23 protein-coding genes are annotated in these 24,280 nt (G+C 33.4%); 11 read left to right on the plus strand and 12 right to left on the minus strand.

Going from position 1 to position 24,280, the window contains the following annotated elements; all coding sequences use genetic code 11:
* The first annotated feature begins 251 nt into the window (after positions 1-251).
* From FNW17_RS05125 to FNW17_RS05150, 6 genes are all read left to right on the plus strand, one after another.
* On the plus strand, positions 252-3,095 hold the full coding sequence (locus tag FNW17_RS05125) for a PAS domain S-box protein (protein ID WP_144071053.1): 2,844 nt from the start codon (positions 252-254) through the stop codon (positions 3,093-3,095).
* Positions 3,092-3,505: a response regulator gene (locus FNW17_RS05130; protein WP_144071054.1), complete on the plus strand. Its 414-nt coding sequence runs from the start codon at positions 3,092-3,094 to the stop codon at positions 3,503-3,505. The genes FNW17_RS05125 and FNW17_RS05130 overlap by 4 nt, the downstream gene beginning before the upstream one ends.
* Positions 3,506-3,712: 207 nt before the next feature.
* The gene (gene hemG, locus FNW17_RS05135; protein WP_143390001.1) at positions 3,713-4,240 is read left to right on the plus strand and encodes a menaquinone-dependent protoporphyrinogen IX dehydrogenase; all 528 of its coding nucleotides are present in this window, start codon (positions 3,713-3,715) and stop codon (positions 4,238-4,240) included.
* Between the two features lie 301 nt (positions 4,241-4,541).
* Positions 4,542-5,165: a transglutaminase domain-containing protein gene (locus FNW17_RS05140; RefSeq protein ID WP_449404054.1), complete on the plus strand. Its 624-nt coding sequence runs from the start codon at positions 4,542-4,544 to the stop codon at positions 5,163-5,165.
* 118 nt (positions 5,166-5,283) lie between these two features.
* Positions 5,284-6,531 (plus strand): peptidase T, encoded by a 1,248-nt coding sequence (pepT, locus tag FNW17_RS05145; RefSeq protein WP_143389999.1) that lies wholly within the window; start codon positions 5,284-5,286, stop codon positions 6,529-6,531.
* Positions 6,532-6,698: 167 nt separating this feature from the next.
* A complete protein-coding gene (locus tag FNW17_RS05150; RefSeq protein ID WP_143389998.1) occupies positions 6,699-7,115 on the plus strand; it encodes a hypothetical protein in 417 nt (138 codons plus the stop codon).
* A gap of 79 nt (positions 7,116-7,194) precedes the next feature.
* Here the strand turns inward: FNW17_RS05150 and yajC are convergent, their stop codons facing one another.
* Positions 7,195-7,467, minus strand: coding sequence for a preprotein translocase subunit YajC (gene yajC / locus FNW17_RS05155; protein WP_143389997.1), 273 nt, complete (start codon positions 7,465-7,467; stop codon positions 7,195-7,197).
* 48 nt (positions 7,468-7,515) lie between these two features.
* Positions 7,516-8,427, minus strand: a complete 912-nt coding sequence (gene nusB, locus FNW17_RS05160) for a transcription antitermination factor NusB (RefSeq protein ID WP_143390030.1) — start codon at positions 8,425-8,427, stop codon at positions 7,516-7,518.
* Positions 8,428-8,583: 156 nt separating this feature from the next.
* Between nusB and FNW17_RS05165 the strand changes: the two genes are divergently transcribed.
* The 3 genes from FNW17_RS05165 to FNW17_RS05175 all read left to right on the plus strand — a co-directional run bounded on the left by FNW17_RS05165 (position 8,584) and on the right by FNW17_RS05175 (position 11,728).
* Positions 8,584-10,344: an ABC transporter ATP-binding protein gene (locus FNW17_RS05165; RefSeq protein ID WP_144071055.1), complete on the plus strand. Its 1,761-nt coding sequence runs from the start codon at positions 8,584-8,586 to the stop codon at positions 10,342-10,344.
* Positions 10,345-10,414: 70 nt separating this feature from the next.
* Complete coding sequence (locus tag FNW17_RS05170) at positions 10,415-10,795, plus strand: PUR family DNA/RNA-binding protein (RefSeq protein WP_143389995.1); 381 nt, start codon at positions 10,415-10,417, stop codon at positions 10,793-10,795.
* Positions 10,796-10,906: 111 nt separating this feature from the next.
* Entirely contained in the window at positions 10,907-11,728 is an 822-nt protein-coding gene (locus FNW17_RS05175) for a sulfurtransferase (RefSeq protein ID WP_144071056.1), read from the plus strand.
* 210 nt (positions 11,729-11,938) lie between these two features.
* Here FNW17_RS05175 and FNW17_RS05180 read toward each other — a convergent pair whose 3' ends face one another.
* The 4 genes from FNW17_RS05180 to FNW17_RS05195 form a co-directional block, all read right to left on the minus strand.
* Positions 11,939-12,274: a tRNA-binding protein gene (locus FNW17_RS05180; RefSeq protein ID WP_144071057.1), complete on the minus strand. Its 336-nt coding sequence runs from the start codon at positions 12,272-12,274 to the stop codon at positions 11,939-11,941.
* Positions 12,275-12,442: 168 nt separating this feature from the next.
* Positions 12,443-13,375: a peptidylprolyl isomerase gene (locus FNW17_RS05185; RefSeq protein ID WP_143389992.1), complete on the minus strand. Its 933-nt coding sequence runs from the start codon at positions 13,373-13,375 to the stop codon at positions 12,443-12,445.
* Positions 13,376-13,466: 91 nt separating this feature from the next.
* Positions 13,467-13,826 carry a cupin domain-containing protein gene (locus tag FNW17_RS05190; RefSeq protein WP_144071058.1) on the minus strand — a complete coding sequence of 120 codons (360 nt, stop codon included), beginning with the start codon at positions 13,824-13,826 and terminating at the stop codon, positions 13,467-13,469.
* Between the two features lie 35 nt (positions 13,827-13,861).
* The gene (locus tag FNW17_RS05195; protein ID WP_126563137.1) at positions 13,862-14,710 is read right to left on the minus strand and encodes an NAD(P)-dependent oxidoreductase; all 849 of its coding nucleotides are present in this window, start codon (positions 14,708-14,710) and stop codon (positions 13,862-13,864) included.
* A gap of 729 nt (positions 14,711-15,439) precedes the next feature.
* On the opposite strand from FNW17_RS05195, the gene FNW17_RS05200 reads away from it, so the two are divergent.
* A complete protein-coding gene (locus tag FNW17_RS05200; RefSeq protein WP_143389991.1) occupies positions 15,440-15,649 on the plus strand; it encodes a hypothetical protein in 210 nt (69 codons plus the stop codon).
* 442 nt (positions 15,650-16,091) lie between these two features.
* Here FNW17_RS05200 and FNW17_RS05205 read toward each other — a convergent pair whose 3' ends face one another.
* From FNW17_RS05205 to FNW17_RS05230, 6 genes are all read right to left on the minus strand, one after another.
* Positions 16,092-16,331 (minus strand): hypothetical protein, encoded by a 240-nt coding sequence (locus tag FNW17_RS05205; protein WP_144071059.1) that lies wholly within the window; start codon positions 16,329-16,331, stop codon positions 16,092-16,094.
* A 57-nt stretch (positions 16,332-16,388) separates the two neighbouring features.
* Complete coding sequence (locus FNW17_RS05210) at positions 16,389-17,141, minus strand: shikimate dehydrogenase family protein (RefSeq protein ID WP_143389989.1); 753 nt, start codon at positions 17,139-17,141, stop codon at positions 16,389-16,391.
* 228 nt (positions 17,142-17,369) lie between these two features.
* A complete protein-coding gene (locus FNW17_RS05215) occupies positions 17,370-18,764 on the minus strand; it encodes a tetratricopeptide repeat protein (protein ID WP_143389988.1) in 1,395 nt (464 codons plus the stop codon).
* A gap of 148 nt (positions 18,765-18,912) precedes the next feature.
* Complete coding sequence (locus FNW17_RS05220; RefSeq protein ID WP_144071060.1) at positions 18,913-20,091, minus strand: aspartate aminotransferase family protein; 1,179 nt, start codon at positions 20,089-20,091, stop codon at positions 18,913-18,915.
* A gap of 45 nt (positions 20,092-20,136) precedes the next feature.
* Positions 20,137-20,481 (minus strand): hypothetical protein, encoded by a 345-nt coding sequence (locus tag FNW17_RS05225; RefSeq protein ID WP_144071061.1) that lies wholly within the window; start codon positions 20,479-20,481, stop codon positions 20,137-20,139.
* Position 20,482: 1 nt separating this feature from the next.
* On the minus strand, positions 20,483-22,114 hold the full coding sequence (locus FNW17_RS05230; protein WP_143389986.1) for an OstA-like protein: 1,632 nt from the start codon (positions 22,112-22,114) through the stop codon (positions 20,483-20,485).
* A 272-nt stretch (positions 22,115-22,386) separates the two neighbouring features.
* Here FNW17_RS05230 and FNW17_RS05235 point away from each other — a divergent pair, with 272 nt between their 5' ends.
* Positions 22,387-24,255, plus strand: coding sequence for an alpha-amylase family protein (locus FNW17_RS05235; protein WP_144071062.1), 1,869 nt, complete (start codon positions 22,387-22,389; stop codon positions 24,253-24,255).
* Positions 24,256-24,280: the final 25 nt, after the last annotated feature.

Below are 24,280 nucleotides of genomic sequence, written 5' to 3' on the forward strand. Positions count from 1 at the left end.
GTGTTTTATTAAATCTAAATAACAAATCACTTAAAAAAAACATTAGGCCTCTTCAATACTCAATCCTTCACCAGTTTGCAAAGAAGATAAATAGCAACAAAATTCTAACTGTATTATTTGATTAATAATTTTAAATCATTAATCAAATAATACAACTCAAAGGTATTTATAGCTACTTTGGAAATAATTAAAATACTTTTATGAGTAGTTCGCAATAATAATTGGCCCCCAAGCCTACCTAAATAAAATAAATGAATACTGAAAAATTATGGTATAACATAGCCAACTGGTTTATGATTAGACCCAGAACTTCTGGTTTTTTACTATTTCTATTTTTAGTTTTTACAGTTATTATAATTTCTGCGCAACGGGTTTATACGATAAGTGAGAATCAGGATAATGAAATGAATGTCATCTTAAATGATATTAATCAAAGTATTGAACATTCTCTTATTATTTGTTATACTACCACTGTAGCATTAGAACTTTCTATAGATGATGCGGGCATTCCACAGAATTTCGATTTAATAGGCAAGGAACTATTTGAATCAAATCCTATTGTGAGTAACGTTCAAATAGTTCCTAATGGTGTCATTAAGTATATGTATCCTTTAAAAGGCAACGAAGCCGCAATGAATTTAAATGTTTTAACGTCTAATTCCCTTCAAAAAGAATCTAATAAATGTATTAAAGCAAAAAAAATCTTTTTTGCTGGCCCTTTTAAATTAGCACAAGGAGGAATAGGTATTATGGGAATACTCCCTGTACACAAGGAAAATAAATTTTGGGGATTTACGGCGGTTGTCATTAAACTAGAGACTCTATTAGATATTCCGAGAATTAAATTCCTAGACAAATCCAAATATGAATTCCAGTTTTCAAAGAAAAATCCAATTACCAACAAAGAGGAATTTTTCATCCCTTCGAAACTAGATTTATCTAAAAGTTATTACAAAAACTACGCTATGCCTGATAGCGACTGGAATCTCTATTTAATTGCTAAAAAACCATATTCTATTTACGCTGAGGTCATAATACGTTTATTTTTAGGTCTTATCATAGCAATAGCATTAAGTATTTTGACAAGTAGATTCTTGAAAAAACCAATAGAATTAAAGCTTTTGTTAAAAGAACAGGAGGAAAAACTCTTAAAAAATGAAATGAAGTTTAAGTCTATGTTTGAACAAACTGCCGTAGGTTTTGCACTTGTGGATGCCAGTTCTGGATGTTTAATTGAAGCAAATGACAAATTTTGCGATATGTTGGGCTATACTTCTGATGAAATTAAAGATAAACACTTTACCAACTTTACTCATCACGAGGATGTAGAGAAAAGTATCCAAAATTTTAAAAGTCTTGGAGAAGGTAAAATTAAGGAGTATTCTGTAGAGAAAAGATACATTACTAAATCTGGAAATCCTATTTGGGTTCAATTGACGGTTTCTCGTCTTTGGGAATCAAACCAAAAGCCTTCTACTAATATTACTGTTATAAAAGATATCACATCAAAAAAAGAAGCTCAAGCGCAGCTTGAAAAAAGTGAAACGCGATTTAAATCTATTTTCGAAAATTCACCACTTCCGTTGTGGGAAAAAGATTTTTCGGCAGTAAAAAATCATCTAGTCGAATTGGATTTAATGAACAAAAAACCTGAAACTGTTTATTCCTTTTTCGATGAACATCCCGATGAATTATACAAATGCGTTTCGCTGGTAAAAATTATTGATGTTAATCATGAATGTTTAAAGCTTCATAAGGTCAAAGACAAAGCATTGTTATTAGAAAACGTGATCGATTTAATTGATATAGAGCCTTTTGACGAAGTAAAACAACAGCTAGTTGCCATTTCTCAAAACGTCAAACAATTCAGTATTGACTCCCAAATAAAAATTTCGAATGGTCAAATTCGTGACATCAATTTAAGATGGAATATAATCGAAGGATACGAAGATTCATTAGAAAGAGTGATTCTATCGACACAAGACATTACGGATAGTAAGATAGCAGAAGCAGACATTTTAAATTCCCATCAAAGGACAGAATCTCTAATCAATACCATTGATGGTATTGTTTGGGAATTTGATTTTGAAACTATGACTTTTACTTTTGTAAGCAAAAAAGTGGAAACTATTTTAGGATACACAGTAGCTGCTTATATGGGAATTCCTAATTTTTGGGAAGACCATATCTATCCTGAAGATCGCGAGTACGCATTAAGAACCTCTAAATTAGTAAATAAAACACATAAAAATCACGATTATGAGTACCGAATGATTGCCAAAGATGGTAAAATCATATGGATTAGAGATATTGTGAATTTTGTTATTGAAATAGATAAACCTGTAATTTCAAGAGGTATAATGATTGATATTACCATAATGAAAGAAGCAGAGAAAACTTTGAACAACTCTCTATACTTAGTTTCCGAACAGAATAAAAGACTATTGAATTTCTCTTATATCGTTTCGCATAATTTAAGATCTCACACCAGCAATATCGAGTCTATTATCTCGTTAATCGAATCGGCAGATACAGAGGAGGAACGAAATGAAATGATGCATTTATTAAAATCAGTTTCCCTTTCGCTAGACGAAACAATGAGTCATCTAAACGAGGTAGTGAATATAAATACAAATATAGGTTTAATGATAAGTCCTTTGAACTTGAACATTTATTTTACAAAAGCAAAAGACATCCTTTGTGAACAAATTCAATTAAATGAAGTTTCTTTTGTTACAAATGTCACAGATGATGCAGTAATAAACTATAATCCAGCGTATCTTGAAAGCATTCTTTATAATTTAATTTCAAATGCAATTCGATACAGACATCCGCAACGAAAACCAATTATAACAATAAAATTGTATAACGAAAAGGGCGAAAATGTCATTGAAGTCAGCGATAATGGTATTGGAATTGACTTAGCAAGGAATGGAGATAAAATTTTTGGTATGTACAAAACATTTAGTAATAATCCAGAATCCAGAGGAATAGGACTATTTATTACAAAAAACCAGGTAGATGCTATGGGTGGCACCATAACTGTTGCAAGTGATCTCAATATAGGAACAACATTTAAAATTTATATCAAATGAAAAAAACAATAATCTGGATTGTTGATGATGATGTTATTTACCAAACAATCATTCAGAAATTAATAAAAAAAGCAGGTGTGTTTTCAGCACATTCTTCTTTTATGAATGGAAAAGACGCCATAAATACTTTAACTAACACAATAGAAGAAAGTGAATATTTACCTGATATTATTTTATTAGACATTAATATGCCTGTTATGGATGGATGGGAATTTATGGAAGAAATAAAATTGATAAAATCCAAAATCAATAAAAAAATAATTATATACATAGTAAGTTCATCTATAGCCATTGAGGATAAAAACAAATCGAAAACCTTCACTGATATTATAGGATACATACCCAAACCTATTTCTATAGAAGATTTAATAGCCATCGTTCAAAGTGATGAAAATTCAGCAGGGAATTAAAGCTGAAAGGCACATTATCAAAGCATTGCATCCGCATTATTGAAAATTTTTATAATTTGCAAGAAAAAATTAATATATTTGATTAATCATAATGTGAGGCAAGCCTTCGTTTTTAGATGTATATGAGAAGGTTATTTTAGTTTTTATTGTTTGGTACCCCTGAAACCAAAGACATTCTTAAATTATTGCAATCATAATTTTCAAAATATGAAAACGAAAATCGGAATTCTGTACTCTACTGTAGATGGTCATACCCTGAAAATTTGTAACGTTATTAAAGAAGTTTTAGAAGAAAAGGGGAATACTGTCAAACTTTTTTCGATTGAGGATTTTCAAGGAAACGTGGCCGATTTCGATAAGTTTGTGATTGGAGCAAGCATCCGCTACGGAAAACACAATCCGAAAATAATAGAATTCATAAACCAAAATATAGCAGCACTCGAGAAAATAGAAAACGCCTTTTTTTCGGTCAATCTTGTAGCCAGAAAACCAGAAAAAGCCAGTCCAGAAACCAATCCGTATTTTATCAAGTTTCTTCAAACTATCAATTGGATTCCCAAAACAGCAGCTGTTTTTGCCGGAAAACTGGACTATCAAAAATACCCTTTCACTGACAGATTGATGATTCAATTGATTATGTGGATGACAAAAGGACCTACAAATTCTAAAACAAAAATTGAATATACGGATTGGGATAAAGTCAGAGAATTTGCGGTTTTAGTAAATAATAGTTAACGTTTTGTCATTTTTTTGTTCGTTTTTATTTTCGTTGGACTTTTAAAAAAAAATAATCCTGCTTTTGAAAACATAAAGAAATAGAAGTATAACATAAAAACTTCGCTTTTGTTTAAATAAATATTTTCATAAATAGATAATTTAACATGAGAAAATCCCTAAATTGGTACTTAAGAAGACATCCATTACTATACAAAATTAGATATCGATTAGTCTCTAAAACTGTATCTCCTAATGAGATTAAAGACTTTTGTTACAATGATATCAATACAAAAAATAGTATTCCAAAATTAATAATTTAATATTTAGTGGGAAAAATAAAGAATTAAGCGATTTTGAAAAAGCGAAAACAATTTCCATTTGGCTGAGGAACAATATCAAAGGTGGCCCAGGATTAGGAAAATCATCGACAACGGCTTTACTAAAAATGATGAATGGAGAAGGTGGCGTTTGCAGTGATATTTCCCAAATTTTCTCTAATTTTTGTGTAATTAACGATTTAAAAGTCAAAGAATGGGGTTTGAAAAGCCTCTCTTGTGACTCCCAAGTTTCAGGAGGACATTCATTTAATGAAGTCTATTGCAACGAATTTCAAAAATGGATAATGATCGATGCCGCAAAGTCAATATTTTTATATTACTCCAAGAAAAAACTTCCTTTGTCCACTCTTGAGTACATCCAATTGAAGGAAGAAAACAAAGAAATTGTAATAGCTAGTATTTTTACAAATAAAGCTTTAAACGATGCCAACTCAAACCAAATTTATTTACTTTCGAATTCTTCCCCTTTTGTCATAACCAATTATGACAATAAAATGTATGATTATTTATTTGATAAACTGGATTTTTTCCCCGAATCTATTCTACACGGAATACTAATTCTCATTGGTAAAGGGTATAAATTTGAGTTCCCAAAGAAAAATTAAATACATACTTATCTATAGAAGTTGTAGAAGAGATAAATAGCAATCTAAAAACTCATCTTTAATTAACTTTTCATTGCACAATCATTCCTATTTGTATCTTTGTTGAAAACAAAATGGTATGCAAAATATAATAGACCGCTTTATAAGCTACGTCATCATTGACACTGAATCAGATTCAAGTTCAGAAACTACGCCAAGTACCCCAAAACAATGGGATTTAGCCAACAAATTGGTCGAAGAACTAAAACAAATTGGAATGCAAGATGTTACCATTGACGATAAAGCCTATATTATGGCCACTTTGCCATCAAATGTAGATCACGAAGTGCCAACAATTGGATTTATTTCTCACTTTGACACCACGCCCGATTTTACAGGTGCCAATGTAAAACCACAAATTGTCCCCAATTATGACGGAGGCGACATTGTTTTAAATGCGGAGCAAAATATTGTTTTATCGCCAAAATATTTCAAAGATTTATTGCAATACAAAGGACAAACACTAATCACCACCGACGGAACAACACTTCTTGGTGCAGATGATAAAGCCGGAATAACCGAAATTGTGACCGCAATGGAATACCTTATAAAAAATCCAGAAATCAAACACGGGAAAATCAGAGTAGGATTTACACCTGACGAAGAAATTGGTCGTGGAGCGCATCATTTCGATGTGGAGAAATTTGGTTGCGATTGGGCTTACACAATGGATGGTAGTCAAGTAGGGGAATTGGAATACGAAAATTTTAATGCAGCTGGTGCCAAAATTACGTTTAAAGGCAAAAGTGTTCATCCGGGTTATGCCAAAGGTAAAATGATCAATTCGATGCTCATCGCCAATGACTTTATTAATGAATTACCAAAAGATGAAACGCCACAAGAAACAAGAGGTTACGAAGGATTTTTTCACGTTCATCATTTAACTGGAAGTATAGAAGAAACAGTTTTGGAACTCATTATTAGAGATCACAACAAGAAAAAGTTTGAAAAACGCAAAGAATTAATTAAAAAAATAACCAAGAAATTCAACAAGAAATTTGCTAAACAATTTGGTGAAGATATTGTAATTACTGAAGTAAAAGACCAATATTATAATATGAAAGCAAAGGTTTTACCTGTAAAACATATTGTAGATATTGCCGAAAAAGCGATGAAAGATTTGGGAATAAAACCCATTATAAAACCCATTCGTGGCGGAACAGATGGTTGCCAATTGTCATACAAAGGTTTGCCTTGTCCAAATATCTTTGCTGGCGGTCATAATTTTCACGGAAAATACGAATATGTTCCTGTAGAAAGTATGCAAAAAGCAGTAGATGTAATTGTGAAAATCGCTGAACTAACCGCTAAACCCTTAGTGAAATAAATTATAAAATATTCAAAGTATTTATTAAAAAACCATCATTGATGGTTTTTTTTTTGAAATTTAATTAAGGAAAAACTTAACATTGGCGAATTGGTTTAATGACTACATTTGTTAAAGATTAATTAACATTAAATTTACATTCAACAATAGTATTAATAAAAAGAATTATGGAAGAGAAAAAAGAAGAGATTTCTGTCGAATTCACCCCAGAAATTACAACAGAGGCTACTGTTAGTCCAAAAGCTGGAAAACCAAGAGTAAGCAAACCGGCTAAAGTAGTTGAGCCAGCAATTGAAACTCCAGTTGCAGAAGAAAATCAAGAAGTAGAAATTATAGAAGAAACCATTTTTATAATTGAGGAAAAACCCAAAAAAGATAATAAAAAGAAAAAAAACAAGATGAAAGAGAAAGAAAAAGCGAAAAAAGCTAAGGCTAAAGAAAAAGCGAAAGCGAAAGCCAAAAAGGTAAAAAAAGCCAAAAAAGATAAAGCGAAAAAAGCAAAACTACAAGCGAAGGCTAAAGAGAAAAAAGCGAAAGCAAAATCTAAAAAAGCAAAGAAAAACAAAAAGAATAAAAAGAAATAAATCTATTGTTTTAAAATAAAAATCCCAAATTCCAATTTTAATATTGGAATTTGGGATTTTTTATGAAGTAGCTTAAATACTATTTTTTAGCCAAAGCAGCACTCATTTCCATAGAAATAGCAGAACGCTCCATTTTCAATTTTCCAGCCATTGTTTCGATTACAACTGTAGTTTCTGCAACCTCAGCAATTTTACCGTGAAGTCCGCTTTTAGTGATGATTTTATCACCTACTTTCAAAGCACTTTCAAATTCTTTTTCGTTTTTGGCTCTTTTTTGTTGTGGTCTAATCATAAAGAAATAGATGACCACAAACATTAATAAAAACGGTGCAAATTGAGTTAACTGTTCCATAATTTTAAATTCTTTTTTGTTATTTGATTATTATTTTTGTTTTAAAATTTACATTAATCCACGTCCCACTTTTTGGAGCCTGTTATCGGTTTGGAGTTCTTTGACCAAGTTGTCTAAAATTCCGTTTATAAAAATACTGCTTTTTGGCGTAGAATATTCTTTAGCTAGCTCTAAATATTCGTTCAATGTCACTTTTATTGGAATCGATGGGAATTTCAAGAATTCACAAATCGCCATTTTCAGGATTATGGTGTCAATTTCGGCAATTCTTTCGCTGTCCCAATTGGGTGTTTTATCAACATATTCCTTTGCAAATTCCGTTTCGTTCAAAACTGTTTTTCTAAATAAATGCTGAACAAAATCACGATCTTCGTTGTCTTTGAATAATTTTGGCACCCTAAAATTTCCGTCTTCTACTGGTTTTATAGCCTTTAATTGTTTGATGATTTCTGTATTTACAACAGGAATATCATCAATCCAAGTCAATTTGTTATCTTCTAGATATTCGTATAATTTTTCGTTTGGAACAATGACTTCCTGAAACAAATTGACAATAAATTCCTTATCTTCCTCGAAAGTATTGACCGCATTGCTCATATATTTCGCATATAATTTGCTCTGCTTGATATCGTCAAGAAGAATTAAAATATAATCATCATTCAATGTCCAATTGTCGATTTTACGGGTTTCAAGAGCAATACTCAACGAGTTATTTTCGGCAAGTATCTGAAAAATTGCGTTTTTAATAAACTTTTCGTTGGGTTTACGTTCTTGCGGAGTAGCAAGATGTTTTTGGCTAGATTTATGCAAAAAGATGGTTTCTTTTTTGCAAATTTCGATCAATGAGGAAAGCATTATAAGGTATAAATCCTGAATAGCATCAATGCTATAAAAAAGGAATTTTTCTTCTTTTTCTAAATTATCAGACCCATTTTGATGCATCGCATAAATGGATTGCATAACCTTAACGCGAATATGTCTTCTGTTTACCACCTTGTAAGAACTTTTTTAAATTAGTTTGCAAAAATAAGAATTTCATTTTTTAAAACAGAGTTAAACCTGAAAAATATCTAATTTTACTATTACCTTTGAAATTCTTAAAGAATATAAATCCAGATGAAAGAATTACAATATTTAAATAAATATTTTGTCAAATACAAATACAGTTTTTTACTAGGCATTGTTATTACAATTGTCGCCCAAATATTCTCTTTGTTTACACCTAAATTAATTAGCAAATCCTTCACCATAATCGAAGATTTTGCAAAAGATAAAACGGTAACAAAAGATATCATTCAACAAGAACTGATTTCGAATATTTTATTGATAATTGCTACCACAATTATCGCTGGTTTCCTTACTTTCTTGATGCGTCAAACGCTAATAGTAATGTCACGGCACATCGAATTCGATTTGAAAAACGAAGTGTTCCGGCAATACGAAAACTTATCACAAAATTTTTACAAACAAAACCGAACAGGCGACTTGATGAATCGCATCAGCGAAGATGTTTCTAAAGTGCGAATGTATGTTGGCCCAGCCGTAATGTACACCATAAACACCGTTATTCGTTTTGCAATTGTAATCGTTTATATGTTTAATGTCTCGCCGCTACTGACTTTGTATACCTTGCTGCCATTGCCGATTTTGTCTTATGCGATATTTAAAATAAGCTCCGAAATCAATATAAGGAGTACTATTTTTCAGCAATATTTATCCAAAGTTTCGAGTTTTACCCAAGAAATATTCTCTGGAATTAGAGTAATAAAGGCGTATTCCTTAGAAGAACAACATCAAAATAATATGGTAGATTTGTCTAATGAAAGTAAAATCAAAAGTTTGAGTTTAGCCAAAATTCAAGCTCTGTTTGGTCCGTTAATGTTGGCTCTAATTGGTATAAGTAACTTAGTGGTAATCTATTTTGGTGGATTAATGTACATCAACGGAACCATCAAAAGCATTGGAACCATCGCCGAATTTATTTTATATGTCAATATGCTAACTTGGCCAGTGGCATCCTTGGGTTGGGTTTCGTCTATGGTGCAAGAGGCCGAAGCCTCACAAAAACGTATCAACGAATTCCTAAAAATTGTACCAGAAATTCAAAACAATAATCTAGAAAAATCCATAATCGAAGGCATGATTTCTTTCGAAAACGTAAGCTACACTTACGAAGATACTAATATTAAGGCTTTGCAAGAAGTGTCTTTTACAGTTCATGAAGGCGAAACATTGGCTATTTTAGGAAATACTGGTTCTGGAAAATCGACTATTATTTCATTGATTTCTCGCTTGTATGATGTAACCGAAGGTCAAATCACCATTGACCAAAAAGAAATCAGCAAAGTTAATTTATACGATTTAAGAAACAGTATTGGAATAGTTCCTCAAGATGCTTTTTTGTTTTCGGATACCATCAAAAACAATATCAAATTTGGTAAAGAAGATGCTACTGATGAAGAAGTAGAAGCTGCTGCAAAAAGTGCGGTGGTACACGACAATATTATTGGTTTTAACAAACAATACGAAACCATCCTTGGCGAAAGAGGTATCACGCTTTCGGGTGGACAAAAACAACGCGTTTCGATTGCGAGAGCCATCATCAAAAATCCAAAAATATTATTATTCGACGATTGCTTATCCGCTGTTGATACGGAGACCGAAGAAACCATTTTGAATAACCTTCAGGAAATTTGCAGGGACAAAACGACAATAATTGTGAGCCATAGAGTTTCTTCGGCAAAAAATGCAGATCGAATTATGATCCTTGAGGAAGGCCGCATCATTGAGCAAGGTTCTCATAATCAATTGATAAATCAAGAAGGTTATTATGCTGCTCTATATTTGAAACAACTTTCTGAAAAAGAATTGCAATAAATGTTGTGTAATACAACTATTTTTTCGATTTTTGAGTACTGCTTAACAACACTAAATAGACAGACGGATTATGAGAGAAAATGATATGTTAGAAAAAGAAGAGATATTTTCTAAAGTTCTAAGAGCTGGAAGACGAACTTATTTCTTTGATGTGAGAGCTACAAAAGCGGATGATTATTATATAACGATTACCGAAAGCAAGAAATTTACCGAAGCAGATGGTTCATTTCATTTCAAAAAACACAAAATTTATTTATACAAAGAAGATTTTACAGCTTTCGCTGAAATTCTAGAAGAAATGACTTCTTATGTTTTGAACCATAAAGGCGAAGAAGTAATTTCGGAAAGACACCAAAAAGATTTCAAAAAAGATTACGATTCAGACAAAATAGACGATGTAGAAATGCCATCGACTTCTAGTTTTACAAATATCGAATTTGAAGATATTTAATTTATTACAACAACCAAAATAACTAACCAGCCCTAAAGAAGCCTGAAAGTCGAACGATTTTTGGGCTTTTTTTTATTAGAATAGAATTGTACTTTTATCAGAAATGAAAAAATGAAAAAAACTATCGTTTCTCCAATATGGCTTTCTGAACATTTAGACTATTTGGATTTAATTATTTTAGAAGCCAGATTAGACCAAAACCAATCTCATTTAGAGAATCAATTTCAGGATGTACAAATCAAAGGAACTCGGCTTTTCGATATAAAAAACACCTTTAGTGACATTCAAAATCCTTTACCCAATACCTTTCCTTCTGTTGCTCAATTTACTATTGAATGTCAAAAATTAGGCATCAACAAAAACAGTACAATTGTAGTTTATGACACTTTAGGAATTTATCTGAGTCCAAGAGTTTGGTGGATGTTTAAAGCGATGGGACATTCAAATATTTATGTTTTAGACGGAGGTCTTCCCGAATGGATAAAAGAAGGTTTTCCTACTGAAATCCAAAGGAAAAACACTTATCCTACGGGGAATTTTGAAGCTAAATTACTACCAGAATTAATCAAAAACAAAGAACAGATTCTAGAAAATATAAATTCAGAAGAAGCCGTTTTAATCGATGCTAGGTCTCCAGATCGTTTTCACGCTACAATAGAAGAAACAAGAGTTGGTATTAGAAACGGACATATTCCGGGGGCGATAAATGTTCCTTTTGAGAATTTACTAGAAGATGGTAAATACAAATCTAAGGAAGCTTTATCCGAAATATTCAACTTAAACGATAAGCCTTTGTATTTTACTTGTGGTTCAGGAATAACAGCTTGCATTCTTTTATTAGCAACGGAACTTATTTCAGATAATCCAAAAGCAGTTTATGATGGTTCTTGGACAGAATGGGGACATTCTACTACTTTACCAATTGACAAATAATCTAAATATTCAATGATCAAATCCGAAAGTCGAAAGATTTTCGGATTTTTTTATAGCGGTTTTAACAACATTATACGTGGCTATTATTGTTTTTTAAGAAAATGATAAGGTAGATTGGTTATTGCCCTCTGGATATAAAGCTTTAAAAATAATTACCATAACGAATAATTAATTCGCTTTTTTAAACAGCTCTTATTTTACAGTTTTTTTTTATCCAATACGCAAACCATTCTCAATCTTAAAATCGGGAGCCAATAAAATCACATCTCCTTCTTCTCCCACAGCTCCTAAAACCAAACATTCACTCATAAATTTCCCGATTTGCTTTTTAGGAAAATTCACTACGGCAACAATTTGTCGGTTAAGCAATGCTTCTTTTTGATATCTTTTGGTGATTTGTGCCGATGTTTTTCTGATTCCAATTACATTGCCAAAGTCAATTGTCAACTGATAAGCAGGTTTATTAGCTTCGGGAAAATCATTCACTTCGAGAATGGTTCCCACTCTCATTTCTACTTTTTCGAATTCTGTCCAGGTTAAATCCATCGTTTTTTTTTAAATATAAAGTTTAGCTTCCAATTTTTGAAAAGTTAGAAGCTTTGGGGCTTACAATTTTTTAACTAAAAAATCCCAAAACTCTCGCTTTGGGATTATCTTTCTAATTACAATTTACAATCGACTAACTGCTGAAGCTTCGGGACTGCAATCTGAATACTATTTTACGTCCATTAATTCTACGTCAAATATCAAAGTTGCATTTGGCGGAATAACTCCTCCAGCTCCACTCGCTCCGTAAGCTAAATCCGACGGAATGACAAATCGCGCTTTATCACCCACTTTCAACAAAGCAATTCCTTCGTCCCAGCCTTCGATAACTTGACCAATTCCTAGTTTAAATTCGATTGGTTTTTTTCTTGGATAAGAAGAATCAAATACTTTTCCGCTTTCTAATGAACCTTCATAGTGTACTGAGACTGTTTTTCCAGCTTCAGCTTGTTTGCCTTCTCCTTTTTGTATGAATTGGTAGCGCAAACCACTTTCTGTTTTTTCGAAACCAGCCGCTAATTTTTCCATTTTAGCTTCAGTTTCTGATTTCAAAGATTCTGCTCTTTTCAAACGAGCCCCTTTCAAACCAACAAAAGCTTCGATAGAATTCCAGTTTTTAGCTTCATCGCCCACTCTAATAATTTCGAGAGTTTCTAATTTATCACCTTGAGCAATCGCGTCGACTACATCTTGACCTTCGATTACATTACCAAAAACAGTATGTTTGTCATCCAACCAAGGTGTAGCAACGTGTGTAATAAAAAATTGAGAACCATTGCTTCCAGGTCCTGAGTTGGCCATAGATAAAACGCCTGGTGTATCGTGACGCAAATCTTGGTGAAACTCATCATCGAATTTGTAACCTGGATCTCCAGTTCCAGTTCCAAGAGGACAACCTCCCTGAATCATAAAGTTAGGAATCACTCTATGAAAATTCAAACCATCATAGAATTTTTGTCCCTGTGGTTTAATTTTGTTTTCCATATTTCCTTCGGCAAGCGCTACAAAATTCCCTACAGTTCCCGGTGTCAAATCGTGTGTTAATTTTACTAAAACAGACCCTTTTGAGGTATTGAATTTAGCATATATTCCGTTTTCCATTTTTATTTTTTTTAATGAAGTGCAAATTTACGAAAATTATTAGTTTTTCGATACAGACCTTACAGGTTTTTAAAATCTGTAAGGTCTAATATTAATACATCATTTTCCACATAAAATCTTCTCGTATCGGACTGAAAACATCAATCAGCAAACCGTCTTTCAAACAAACCACGCCGTGCACAATATGCGGCGGAATATAGAAACAATCGCCTTGCTTCATCACTTTTGTTACGCCGCCGATGGTTACTTCAAAAGTTCCTTTGGCAACGTTAGTAACTTGCGAATGATGATGCTCGTGAGGAGTTCCCACAGATCCTTTCTCAAAAAGTACGTTCACCATCATTATATTGTCATCATAGCCCATTATTTTGCGCTTGATGCCTTCGTCAACCACTTCCCATTCGAATTCGTCGTCTTTTATAAATTCTTTACTTGCGCCAAAAGTTTCCATTTTGTGTCGTTTTTAATGAAATAACGAATAACGAATTATTTTTCTTTTAAATAATTGATAACCGAAATAACATCTTGATTTCCCAAACCTGATTGTATTGCCTCGGAGTAAGTTTCAATAATGGCATTCGTCAAAGGAAAATTCACCCCATTTTTTTGAGCAAGCATAATATCTTTTTGCATTAAGCTCAAGGCAAATGCAGGTTTGTAATCTTCGTTGATTAGCAAGGGGGTTTTGACTTTTGTGGCACCGCTTCCGCAAGCACTTTCATTGATGATTTCTAATAAATCCGAACGATTGACGCCATTTTTTTCGGCAAATAATACCGTTTCTGCTAATCCTAGATACAAAATCGAGAGGAAATAATTCACGCTCAGTTTGGTCGCAATTCCTTTTCCATTTGGGCCTACGTGTTTGATAAATTTGCCTAATTTTTCAAAATAAGGCAAGGCTAAAGTTAGGTCATTTACATCGCCACCAACCATTATCGTCAAGGCTCCATTTGCTGCGGGCTGCGTGCTTCCAGCTACTGGAGCATCTAAAAATGAAGCTTTTCCTTGTTTCATCTTTTGGGCAATACCTACTGAAAGTTCTTCAGAAATGGTACTCATATCAATAAAAAGTTTTCCGCTTATTTCTTCCATCCCAAAAATTTCTTCATATACCATTGAAACGGCTTCATCATTGCTCAGCATGGTAAAAATGATGTCGGAATGTCCCACTAATTCACTAATATTTTGGGCAATTATGACATTGGTATTTTCAAAAGATTTTGTTTTAGCTGCACTTCTGTTGAATACCGTTAATGGAAAACCTGTCTTAAACAAATTGTTCGCCATAGGTTTTCCCATATTGCCAAGACCAATCCAGCCTATATGTTTCATGTCATTTTTTTTATTTGATTGTAAGACATCAAATATACAAAAATAGCAGGGTTTATTTTTTAGATTCCTGATCACAAAAAAAGTGAATTTTAAATAGTTGAACTGATTTAAAATTGGATGTTTTGGTTTTTACTAAGAATAAGTTCGAGTTTCTGATATTAGATTGAAAACTTTTTATCTATTAGTGGTGGCTCACTCAATATTACTCTGTTAAGGACAAAATAGTCTCTAATTTTTAATTCCAATAATTGAAGATTTTCATTAGATACTTATATTATACTTTTTACTTCGTCTTGATGCAATTATTCGAGTCTTCAATTTGAAATAATGATAAATTTCCTTTTATCTTAATGATAGTAACCGCTCGCGCCTGTAATTATTTTTTTTGATAAGTATATGGCTGTATAGATTTTTAGGAAAAGTCGCTGAAAAATAATAATTGAAGACGATTACTTTTAATCAAATTTAGCTTTCTGCAACTCTATTTTGTCTGAAATAATCACAAAATTTGCAATTCAAAGAGTTTTTCTTCTTTTAAACGATTTTAATATTTTTTTCAGTTTATTGTAAATAAGTTTGTATTGTAATTATTAAAAACGTTTCCATTTAGGATAAAAAATATCGTAATACTTATAGTAGAAAAGAATATTACTAAAGGCATTTAATATTTAAAAATAAATAAATAATTCAAATACAACTAACTGATTTTTAACTTTAAAAATAGGACTTATGATTACTTATTACTTAATTGGTTTACTTACAGGAGTTTCTTTGACCGCCTTTTTTATTGGTAAAGAATTATATAAATATTATACTAAATTCAAGATTCAACAGAAACAATTGAATCGAATTTTGAAATTGAATGATAGGATTAAGGATTTCAAAAATTTGAATTCTATTGAAGTTCAAAATATTAATATGGAATCAATAGCTTCCTAGATGTTTATGAGTAGTAATTCCTACTGCTTAACTTATATTAGCGCGAGCTTACTGTTCGTGCCTGACTATTTGTCTCGTCCTAAAAAAGTTAGCTAAAAAACATATCCAATCCTTAAGTTTAAATAGGGGACATATTGAATTTTATTTTCGGGGGAGTCATCTACATTTTGTGCGTTACCATTGAAGTAGTATGGTTTTAAATATACTATTCTAACTCCTAAGCCTAAACCAGTTTCGTAAGTAAAATGATGGCATATTTGACGTTTTATTCCCCAGGTTGGGATTATTGATAAATCTGCTGTTTTGGTTATGTTTTCATCTAAATTTAATACATACCAATCAGGGTGATAACTAGTTTTGATTGATATATAATTCCCACTATTGTTATAAATATTCTTCCCGTAAGTATTTCTTTTTATTAAATTGTAATAATATCTCGGTTCTAAGTTAGGACAGGTTGAATAATAAACCCAGCACCTTCATAATGATTGCCAACTGAAAAATCGTTTTCAATTCCAATTTCACTTCTTAATGTTATATTGTTTGTAAGTTTGATTTCATTATTTAACCAAATTCCCATAAATCCAGTTTGTATTCCAAAAATTGATTTTTCAACGCTACTATCTTGAGCATTAGTATTAAAAAACATCCCTAAAAAAATTACTCCTAAAATATTTTTCATTAAAGACTGTTTTTGTTAGAACAAAGATAATGATTTTTATTACAAATATTTTTAAAACTACTTATTCCAAATCCTCCAAGCTTTTTCCGCCTGAAAAACAAGCATATCCTGTCCGTTTTTGGTTTGTGCGCCTTTAGCGGCGGCTTTTTTGAGGAATTGGGTTTCCGCAGGATTGTAAATCAAGTCGTAAGCGATGTGTTTGTCTGTGAAATATTCATAAGGAATCAGTGGGAAAGCATCTGAATTTGGACTTGTTCCGACAGGTGTCGAGTTGATGATGATTTGATAATTATCAAAAGTAGTGGCGTTAATTCGGTCGTAATCGATGATGCCTTCTTTGGCTTCTCTGGAAACAAAAGTGTATAAAATACCCAATTCTTTTAGGGCATATGCTACCCCTTTGGATGCGCCGCCAGTTCCCAAAATCAATGCTTTTTTGTGATGAAGTTGAAGTAGCGGTTCTAATGATTTCATAAAACCATAATAGTCGGTGTTGTAGCCTTTCAATTTGCCTTTTTTTGTAAATTTTATGGTGTTTACAGCACCAATTTCTGTAGCAATTTTAGATAATTTATCCAAATATGGAATCACGACTTCTTTGTACGGAATCGTCACATTCATTCCCTTGAGTTCGGGTGTGTTTTTTATGATTTCTGGGAAAGCGGTTATTTCTGGAATATCAAAATTATCGTAAGTACAACCTTCAAAGAGTTTGTTGTTGTTGAATTTATCCGTAAAATATCCTTTCGAAAAAGAATAACTGATGTTGCGTCCCAGTAAACCAAAGCGTTTGCGTATTGTATCTAGCATTATGTTTTTTTGTTAGCCACGAATTACAAGATTCTTATCAAGTTAAGAATTCAATTTATATTTTTTTAAACACATAGAGACATAGCTTTGTTGATTTAAAACAGACGTTTCACTTGATTTTAGTCATCATAGCTCGTAACTATGTGAAACCAAGAATTGGTCTATATTGCTCTTTTTTCTATGTTTCTATGTGTTGATTTTAATTCGCGGTAAATAAAATAGTGAAAATTATTTTTTATGTTTTGCAATGTAGTTTTGAACCATTTTACGAGACCAAACTACTGGAAATAAATCTTCTAAAATGATGTAATTGTCAAAATTCAATCGCAAGGCATTGCTCAAATGAAACTTGGCTTTAGTGGCATCTTGAACCATAAAATACAATCCCGCCAATCGGTATTCGACTTCGTTTTCTTCTGGAAAATATTCCGAGGCTTGTAACAACGTTTGTATAGCGCTTTCGAATTCGCCCAAAAATTGAAGAATATCTACCCAAAACAACCAAGTGTCCAATGCGTAATCACCAAATTCTACTGCTTTTCGGTATCCAAATTCCGCTTCTTCAAATTGGTTCAATTGTTTGTTTATAGAAGCAAATCGTTTCCAATACAACCGATTTTGATTATCGATTGCTAGGGCTTTATTAACAAAAAACAAGGCTTTTTGAAAGTTCTTTTGGCGAACATAAAAATCGGTAATGGCAATCCAACCTTTGTCTAAAAGTGGATCTTCGTGAACTGTTTTATTGAAATGTTTTAGAGCCTGAACTTTGTTGCCCAACTTTTCATAACATTTTCCAATTCGTAGCAAAGCATAGGAAGTTGCATCGTCTAATTCGATGGTTCTGTTGTAGCTTTCGATGGCTTCTTTGTATTTTTTCAAACGTTCTAATGCTTTGGCTCTTTCCATAAAGGCGCCCAAGAATTCGTCGTCGATTAAGGTGGCATAATCAAAAGCGCGAATGGCACTTTCGTATTCTTTCAAGCCGTAATGTAAACGACCCATTTGATGCCAAGCGATTTCGCTGTACGGATTACTATCGATGTATTTGGTCAAATAACCAATGGCTTCTTTATTTTGGTCTAAAAATTCGAAGCAATATACCACGTTATATAAGGCAGATTGGTCTTCGAGATCGACTTCTAAACATTTGATAAAACTATTTTTGGCCATTTCGAGATTGTCCATAAAGAGGTATTCCATCCCGATTAAATTATACACATCGGCATAATCATCGGTATATTCTAAAGCAATATTTAGTAATTCAACCGCTTTTTCGTGGTTGTCTCTTTTAGAAAAAATATTAGCTTTTTGAATGTAAATTTCCTCATTTGTTGGTTCAATGGCGTACAATTCGTTCAACAACTTTTCAGCCTGTTCGAGCTTGTCGTCATAGACCAACATTTCAACTTGGACTAGTTTTAATCCCGTTGATTTTGGATGTTGTTCGAGTGCTAATTTTAAGGCTTTCTTTGCCAAATTGGCTTTTCCCATATCGAGGTAATGAAGGATGATGTCTTCGAATTCCTCGGAGTCAAAAAAGAGCACTTTGTTGGTTTTTAACATCGACTCAAATTTAGATAAGGATAAGTTATATTCCTCTTCTTCTTCGCTTAATTGCATAGGTTAATTTTTTTGAGTTTGCCCAAAATAAAAGTAGGCAACCTTAGTATTGTTGTGAGAAAAATTTGGAATTGTTGTGAACAATTTAATTAACAGGTTTTCAATGGCAACTGCAATTTCAATTTCAATGACAATCTGAAATCTAAAATCAATAAATTGAATCCATTACCTCAATCATAATGGCACAACCTTCTCGAATTTCATCTTCTGAAATGGTTAATGGAGGCGTAATTCTAATGGCGCATCCTTCGAATAAAAGCCAAAATAAAATTAATCCTTTGTCTTGGCATTTCAGAATCACTTCATTGGTTATCTCCGCAGTTTCTGTCATTGCGGCCAACATCAATCCTTTTCCTCTAATTTCTTTTATCAAAGGATGTACCAAAAGTGATTTGAAGAGTTTTTCTTTCTCCAATGTTTCCGCCATTAGATTAGTCTCTGTAATTTCCTGCAAAGTCGCCAAACAGGCTGCCGCAATGACAGGATGACCTCCAAAAGTCGTGATGTGACCCAATTTAGGATCGTGGCTCAACAAATCCATCATTTCTGAGGAAGCCGTAAAGGCACCAACTGGCATTCCGCCGCCCATTCCTTTTCCCATAACGACAATATCTGGAACGACGTCGTAATTTTGAAAGCCAAAAAGTTTTCCTGTTCTACCAAAACCCGGTTGGATTTCGTCAAGAATCATTAATGCGCCTACTTCGGTGCAACGTTCACGGACTTTTTTTAAGAAATTGTTTTCTGGCTCAATAAAACCTGCGCCACCTTGAATTGTTTCGAGCAGAATTCCGGCAGTTTTGGTAGTTATTTTTTCTAAATCGGCTTCGTTGTTGAAGGTGATGAAATCGACATCGGGAATCAAAGGACGAAAAATTCGCTTGCGTTCTTCGAATCCCATCACGCTCATCGAGCCCATGGTGTTGCCATGATAGGCGTTGTGGCAAGAAATCAATTGACTTCTTCCGGTAGTTCTTCGGGCGAGTTTTAAGGCTCCTTCAATAGCTTCGGTACCCGAATTGACCAAATAGGTTTTGTCCAAGGATTTGGGTAGGAGTGAAGCCAGTAATTTGCAATATTCCACCGCTGGACTTTGCGAATATTCGCCATAGACCATTACGTGTGAATATTTGTCCAATTGGTCTTTGATTGCCTGATTGACTCTTGGCGGTTGGTGTCCGAGAGTGCAAGCCGAAACGCCAGCCACAAAATCCAAATATTTTTTATTGTTGGTGTCGAAAATATAAGAGCCTTTGGCGTGCGAAACTTCCATTCCTAAAGGATAGGGAGACGTTTGGGCTTGGTATTTTATGAAATCGTTGTTCACGTTTTATGTTTTTAACCGCAAAGTTCACGGAGTTTTTCGCAAAGTTCACGGAGTTTTATTTGATAATTTGATTGTTATGGTATTAAAACCTTTTTCAAGAGGAATTAATACCTTTTTTTTCGAGTCTGTTTTGTATTTATAGGTAAAAAGACTGTCTGTTTCTTGTATTAGATTGTCTTTTTTTAAAGTGAGAATATTGTCTTTAATTTCATAATTTCCTTTTTTATAACAAGTCCATTCCACTTCTTTAATTGTTATGACGAAACTTTCATTCTCATCAATTGCTCTCGTTTGTTGGGATTCCTCCTTCGTCGGAATGACAAATAAAGGGCATATTATTTCTGTAAAACGGCTACCTGCAATCTGAAATCTGCAATCTGAAATCTGCAACCTACTTCTTTTTCTTCTTCTTATCGTAATTCAAGGTTTCTTTCCGAACTTTCATAGGGACATTCTCTTTGGCTTCTTCGTCTTTACCCTGCTGGACTAGTTTGTCATTATCACTATTTTCTTCGGGTGGAAAAAGATCGTCTTTCGATTTTATTCTTTCATCACCACGCCAGACCATTCCACGTAGTTTTCTGTCGGGTTCTAATAATTCTTTTTCGGGAAAAATCGTACCATCGACTTGCTTGAAAAAAGTAATGTCTTCTATTGCGTTTTTATCAAAAATAATATTGATTTTGCTACTCACATTTTTGTTAATGCCAATGAGTTCCTGGGCATCATTTCGCATATAATAAATAACCTCGGTATTTTTTATAATATCGACATCGTGGAGTTTTCCATCCAGAAATTTCCCGTACAGATTTTGTCCTTTGACTTGGTTAAAACCTGTTCCGAGCGTGTCTTTCGAGATCAGAAAAGTATTGTTGAGCACTTTGAGTGAGTCTAATTTCTTAGTGGTATTATTTCCGATAAGGTGCATCAAATCGCCTGTAATTTGGCTTTCTCCGTTCCAAAGAATTGGATTTCCTATCAATTTTGTCAAAGCTGTTTTCGAATTGGAATGCAAGGAATCGCATTTTCCACTCATATCAATTTTATAGAAACGAACGTTTTTGAAAGCGCGAATAATTCGGTTGCCTTCAGGTCCAGTAACCATCATTTTTTTTCCGTGAATATAAACCGAATCGTTTTCGACTAAGTTAATTGCAACGGCTCTTTTGGTCACAAACATCGAGTCTTGATTTTTGTACAATTCAGCATAATGCCCTTTGATAATACCGCGATTGATCGAGTCGGTGATTTTTACATTTCGAGTTGCCGATGCAAATTCCCGATTTCGATCATAATACAGACTATCGCCAGTAATGATTCGGTCATCGTATTTGATGTAGGACTTTCGAAGAAAATGGGCTAGATTTTTTTTGGTATCATAAAATCCATTTTCGGTATAAATAAAATTGGTTTTACTGGTAATGGTTGATGGTCCAAAAAGGTAGGAATGCCCCGAATTGCTGTAATAATCCAAATGATTGGACTTGATGACATATTTAGGATTTGTGATGGTAACAGCCGTCAGGAATTGGAACTTTTTTTCTGCAACATAATATTTTCCCGCCTTGCTTTTTAGTGTATTATCTCTATTGGTAATAGTTCCGTTGGTATTGTAAAAAACTTCTTGGGTGTTTCGGTCAAAGTTGATGGTGTCCGTTACAAGAGTAGATTCTGGTGAACGCATTTTGGCATTTCCTGTGGCAAAAGCTTTTCTCATATTGCCATTATATTCGGCATATTTACTGTTTAAAAATAAGGTGTCGCCTTGAACCAATTGTACGTCTCCAAAAGCTTTGATGTAATTTTCATTTTGAAAATAATAGGCTTTGTTGCAAGTCATAATGATGCCATCGTGATTGACGCGCACATTGCCAGTAAGTAAAGCAGCATCTGGAGCTTCGACTTGGTTGACATCAAAATAATCGGAATGTTCGACAATAATTTTTTTTGGAGCCTGTGCCAAAAGGTTTTGGAAACTTAATACTACCAAGCAACAACTTATGAAAAAGAATACTTTCTTCAATGGATTTATTTTTTGCCAAATTTAAGAAAAAGGAAACAACCCTAATCTATATTATGATTTATTTATAAATAATCATGCGTTTGGATTGGTATTCGATTTTGACAAAAAATTATCAACAAAAAGCAATACTGTTTCGTTGTAGTTCCAATTCTAACCAATAGTTTTTGAATAATTCTCAAATTGATGCCAAAAAAACAGTATTTTTAGAAGTTGTTAATCCATTTGGATTAGATTTCGTAATTAGCATTAAAAATCAGGAAAAATAATTTACTATGATAAAAAAAATAACTATTGTTGCAAGTATAAGCACACTACTTTTGGCAGCAGCCTGTAAAACTACAGCGATACAAATGGATACAGTAAATAAAGAAACCGCACCTGAAAAGAAAGAAGTTGTTTATCAGGTTTTTACCCGATTGTTTGGAAACCAAAATACGACCAATAAACCTTGGGGAACTATCGAGGAAAATGGAGTAGGGAAGTTCAATGATTTTACCGATAAAGCCTTGAAAGAAATTAAGGATTTGGGTGTTACCTCTATTTGGTACACTGGAGTTCCGCATCATGCTTTGGTTCGTGATTATACTTCGATTGGTATTTCGAACGATGATCCCGAAGTGGTAAAAGGTCGTGCTGGTTCGCCGTATGCTGTGAAAGATTATTATAATGTAAACCCAGATCTTGCTGTCAATCCAGCCAATCGTTTGCAAGAATTTGAAGCTTTGATTGCCCGAACTCACAAAGCGGGAATGAAGGTGATTATTGATATTGTTCCCAATCATATTGCTCGAAAATATGAGGGAAAAACAAATCCAATAGGCGTTCGTGATTTTGGTGCCGATGATGATATTTCTTTGGAATACAAACGTGACAATAACTTTTATTATATTCCGAATACCCGTTTCGAAATTCCTGATGCGGGCAAACCTTTGAACGGGGAAACTAATCCACTTATTGATGGCAAATTCAATGAATTTCCAGCGAAATGGACTGGAAATGGTTCAAGATTGGCAAAACCAGATAAGAACGATTGGTACGAAACCGTGAAAGTCAATTATGGAATTCGCCCTGATGGTTCGAAAGACTTTCCAGAACTTCCTGCAGGTTTTGATACCAAGTCCTATCAAGAACATTTCGATTTTTGGAAAGATAAAAGCGTACCGAATTCTTGGATCAAATTTCGTGATATTGCTTTGTATTGGACTGCTAAAGGCGTGGATGGTTTCCGTTATGATATGGCCGAAATGGTACCAGTTGAATTTTGGAGTTATATGAATTCGGCGATAAAAGTGAATAATCCAGATGCTTTTTTGATGGCAGAAGTGTATAATCCAAATGAGTATCGCAATTATATTCGTCTCGGGAAAATGGATTATTTGTATGATAAAGTCGAAACATACGACCATTTGAAAGCCGTAATTCAAGGAAAAACTTGGCCTGACGGACTTTCGGATATTCAACATCGCATGGCAGATATTGAACATCATATGTTGCATTTCTTAGACAATCACGACGAACAACGTTTGGCAAGTCCTGAATTTGCAGGAACACCAGAAAAAGGAAAACCACTAATGGTAGTTTCGGCAACGATAAGTACTGCACCAACAATGATTTATTTTGGTCAGGAAGTGGGAGAAGCTGGAAATGAAAACGCTGGTTTTGGAACGCATTCCCGAACTTCTATTTTTGATTATATTGGAGTTCCAAATCACCAACGCTGGATGAATGGAGGAAAATTTGATGGTGGGCAACTTTCACAGAGCGAAAAGGATTTACGTGATTTCTATAAAAGATTATTGAATTTTTCTATCAACAGTTCAGCTTTGATGGGGAATTTTCAGGAAATACAAACTGCCAATCGCAATAGTACTCCAGGTTACGACATAGCAATTTATGCTTATACTCGTTGGTCTGATACTCAAAAACTGATAGTTGTGACTAATTTTTATTCACTAGCTTCCAGTAATTTCGACCTACGAATTCCAGCGGATATTATTCAAAAATGGAACCTGAAAGATGGAACTTACACGATAATAGATCAATTGTATCATAAAAAAACTACACAATTGCGAGTTGAAAACGGTGAAGGAAAAGCCCAAATCAGTATTGGCCCTTCGGAATCGTTTATTTTTCAATTGTAAACTTTTAAAGTTTTCATAATCCTCT

It is taken from the genome of Flavobacterium franklandianum (genome assembly GCF_007097365.1).
Classification (GTDB): Bacteria; Bacteroidota; Bacteroidia; order Flavobacteriales; family Flavobacteriaceae; genus Flavobacterium; species Flavobacterium franklandianum.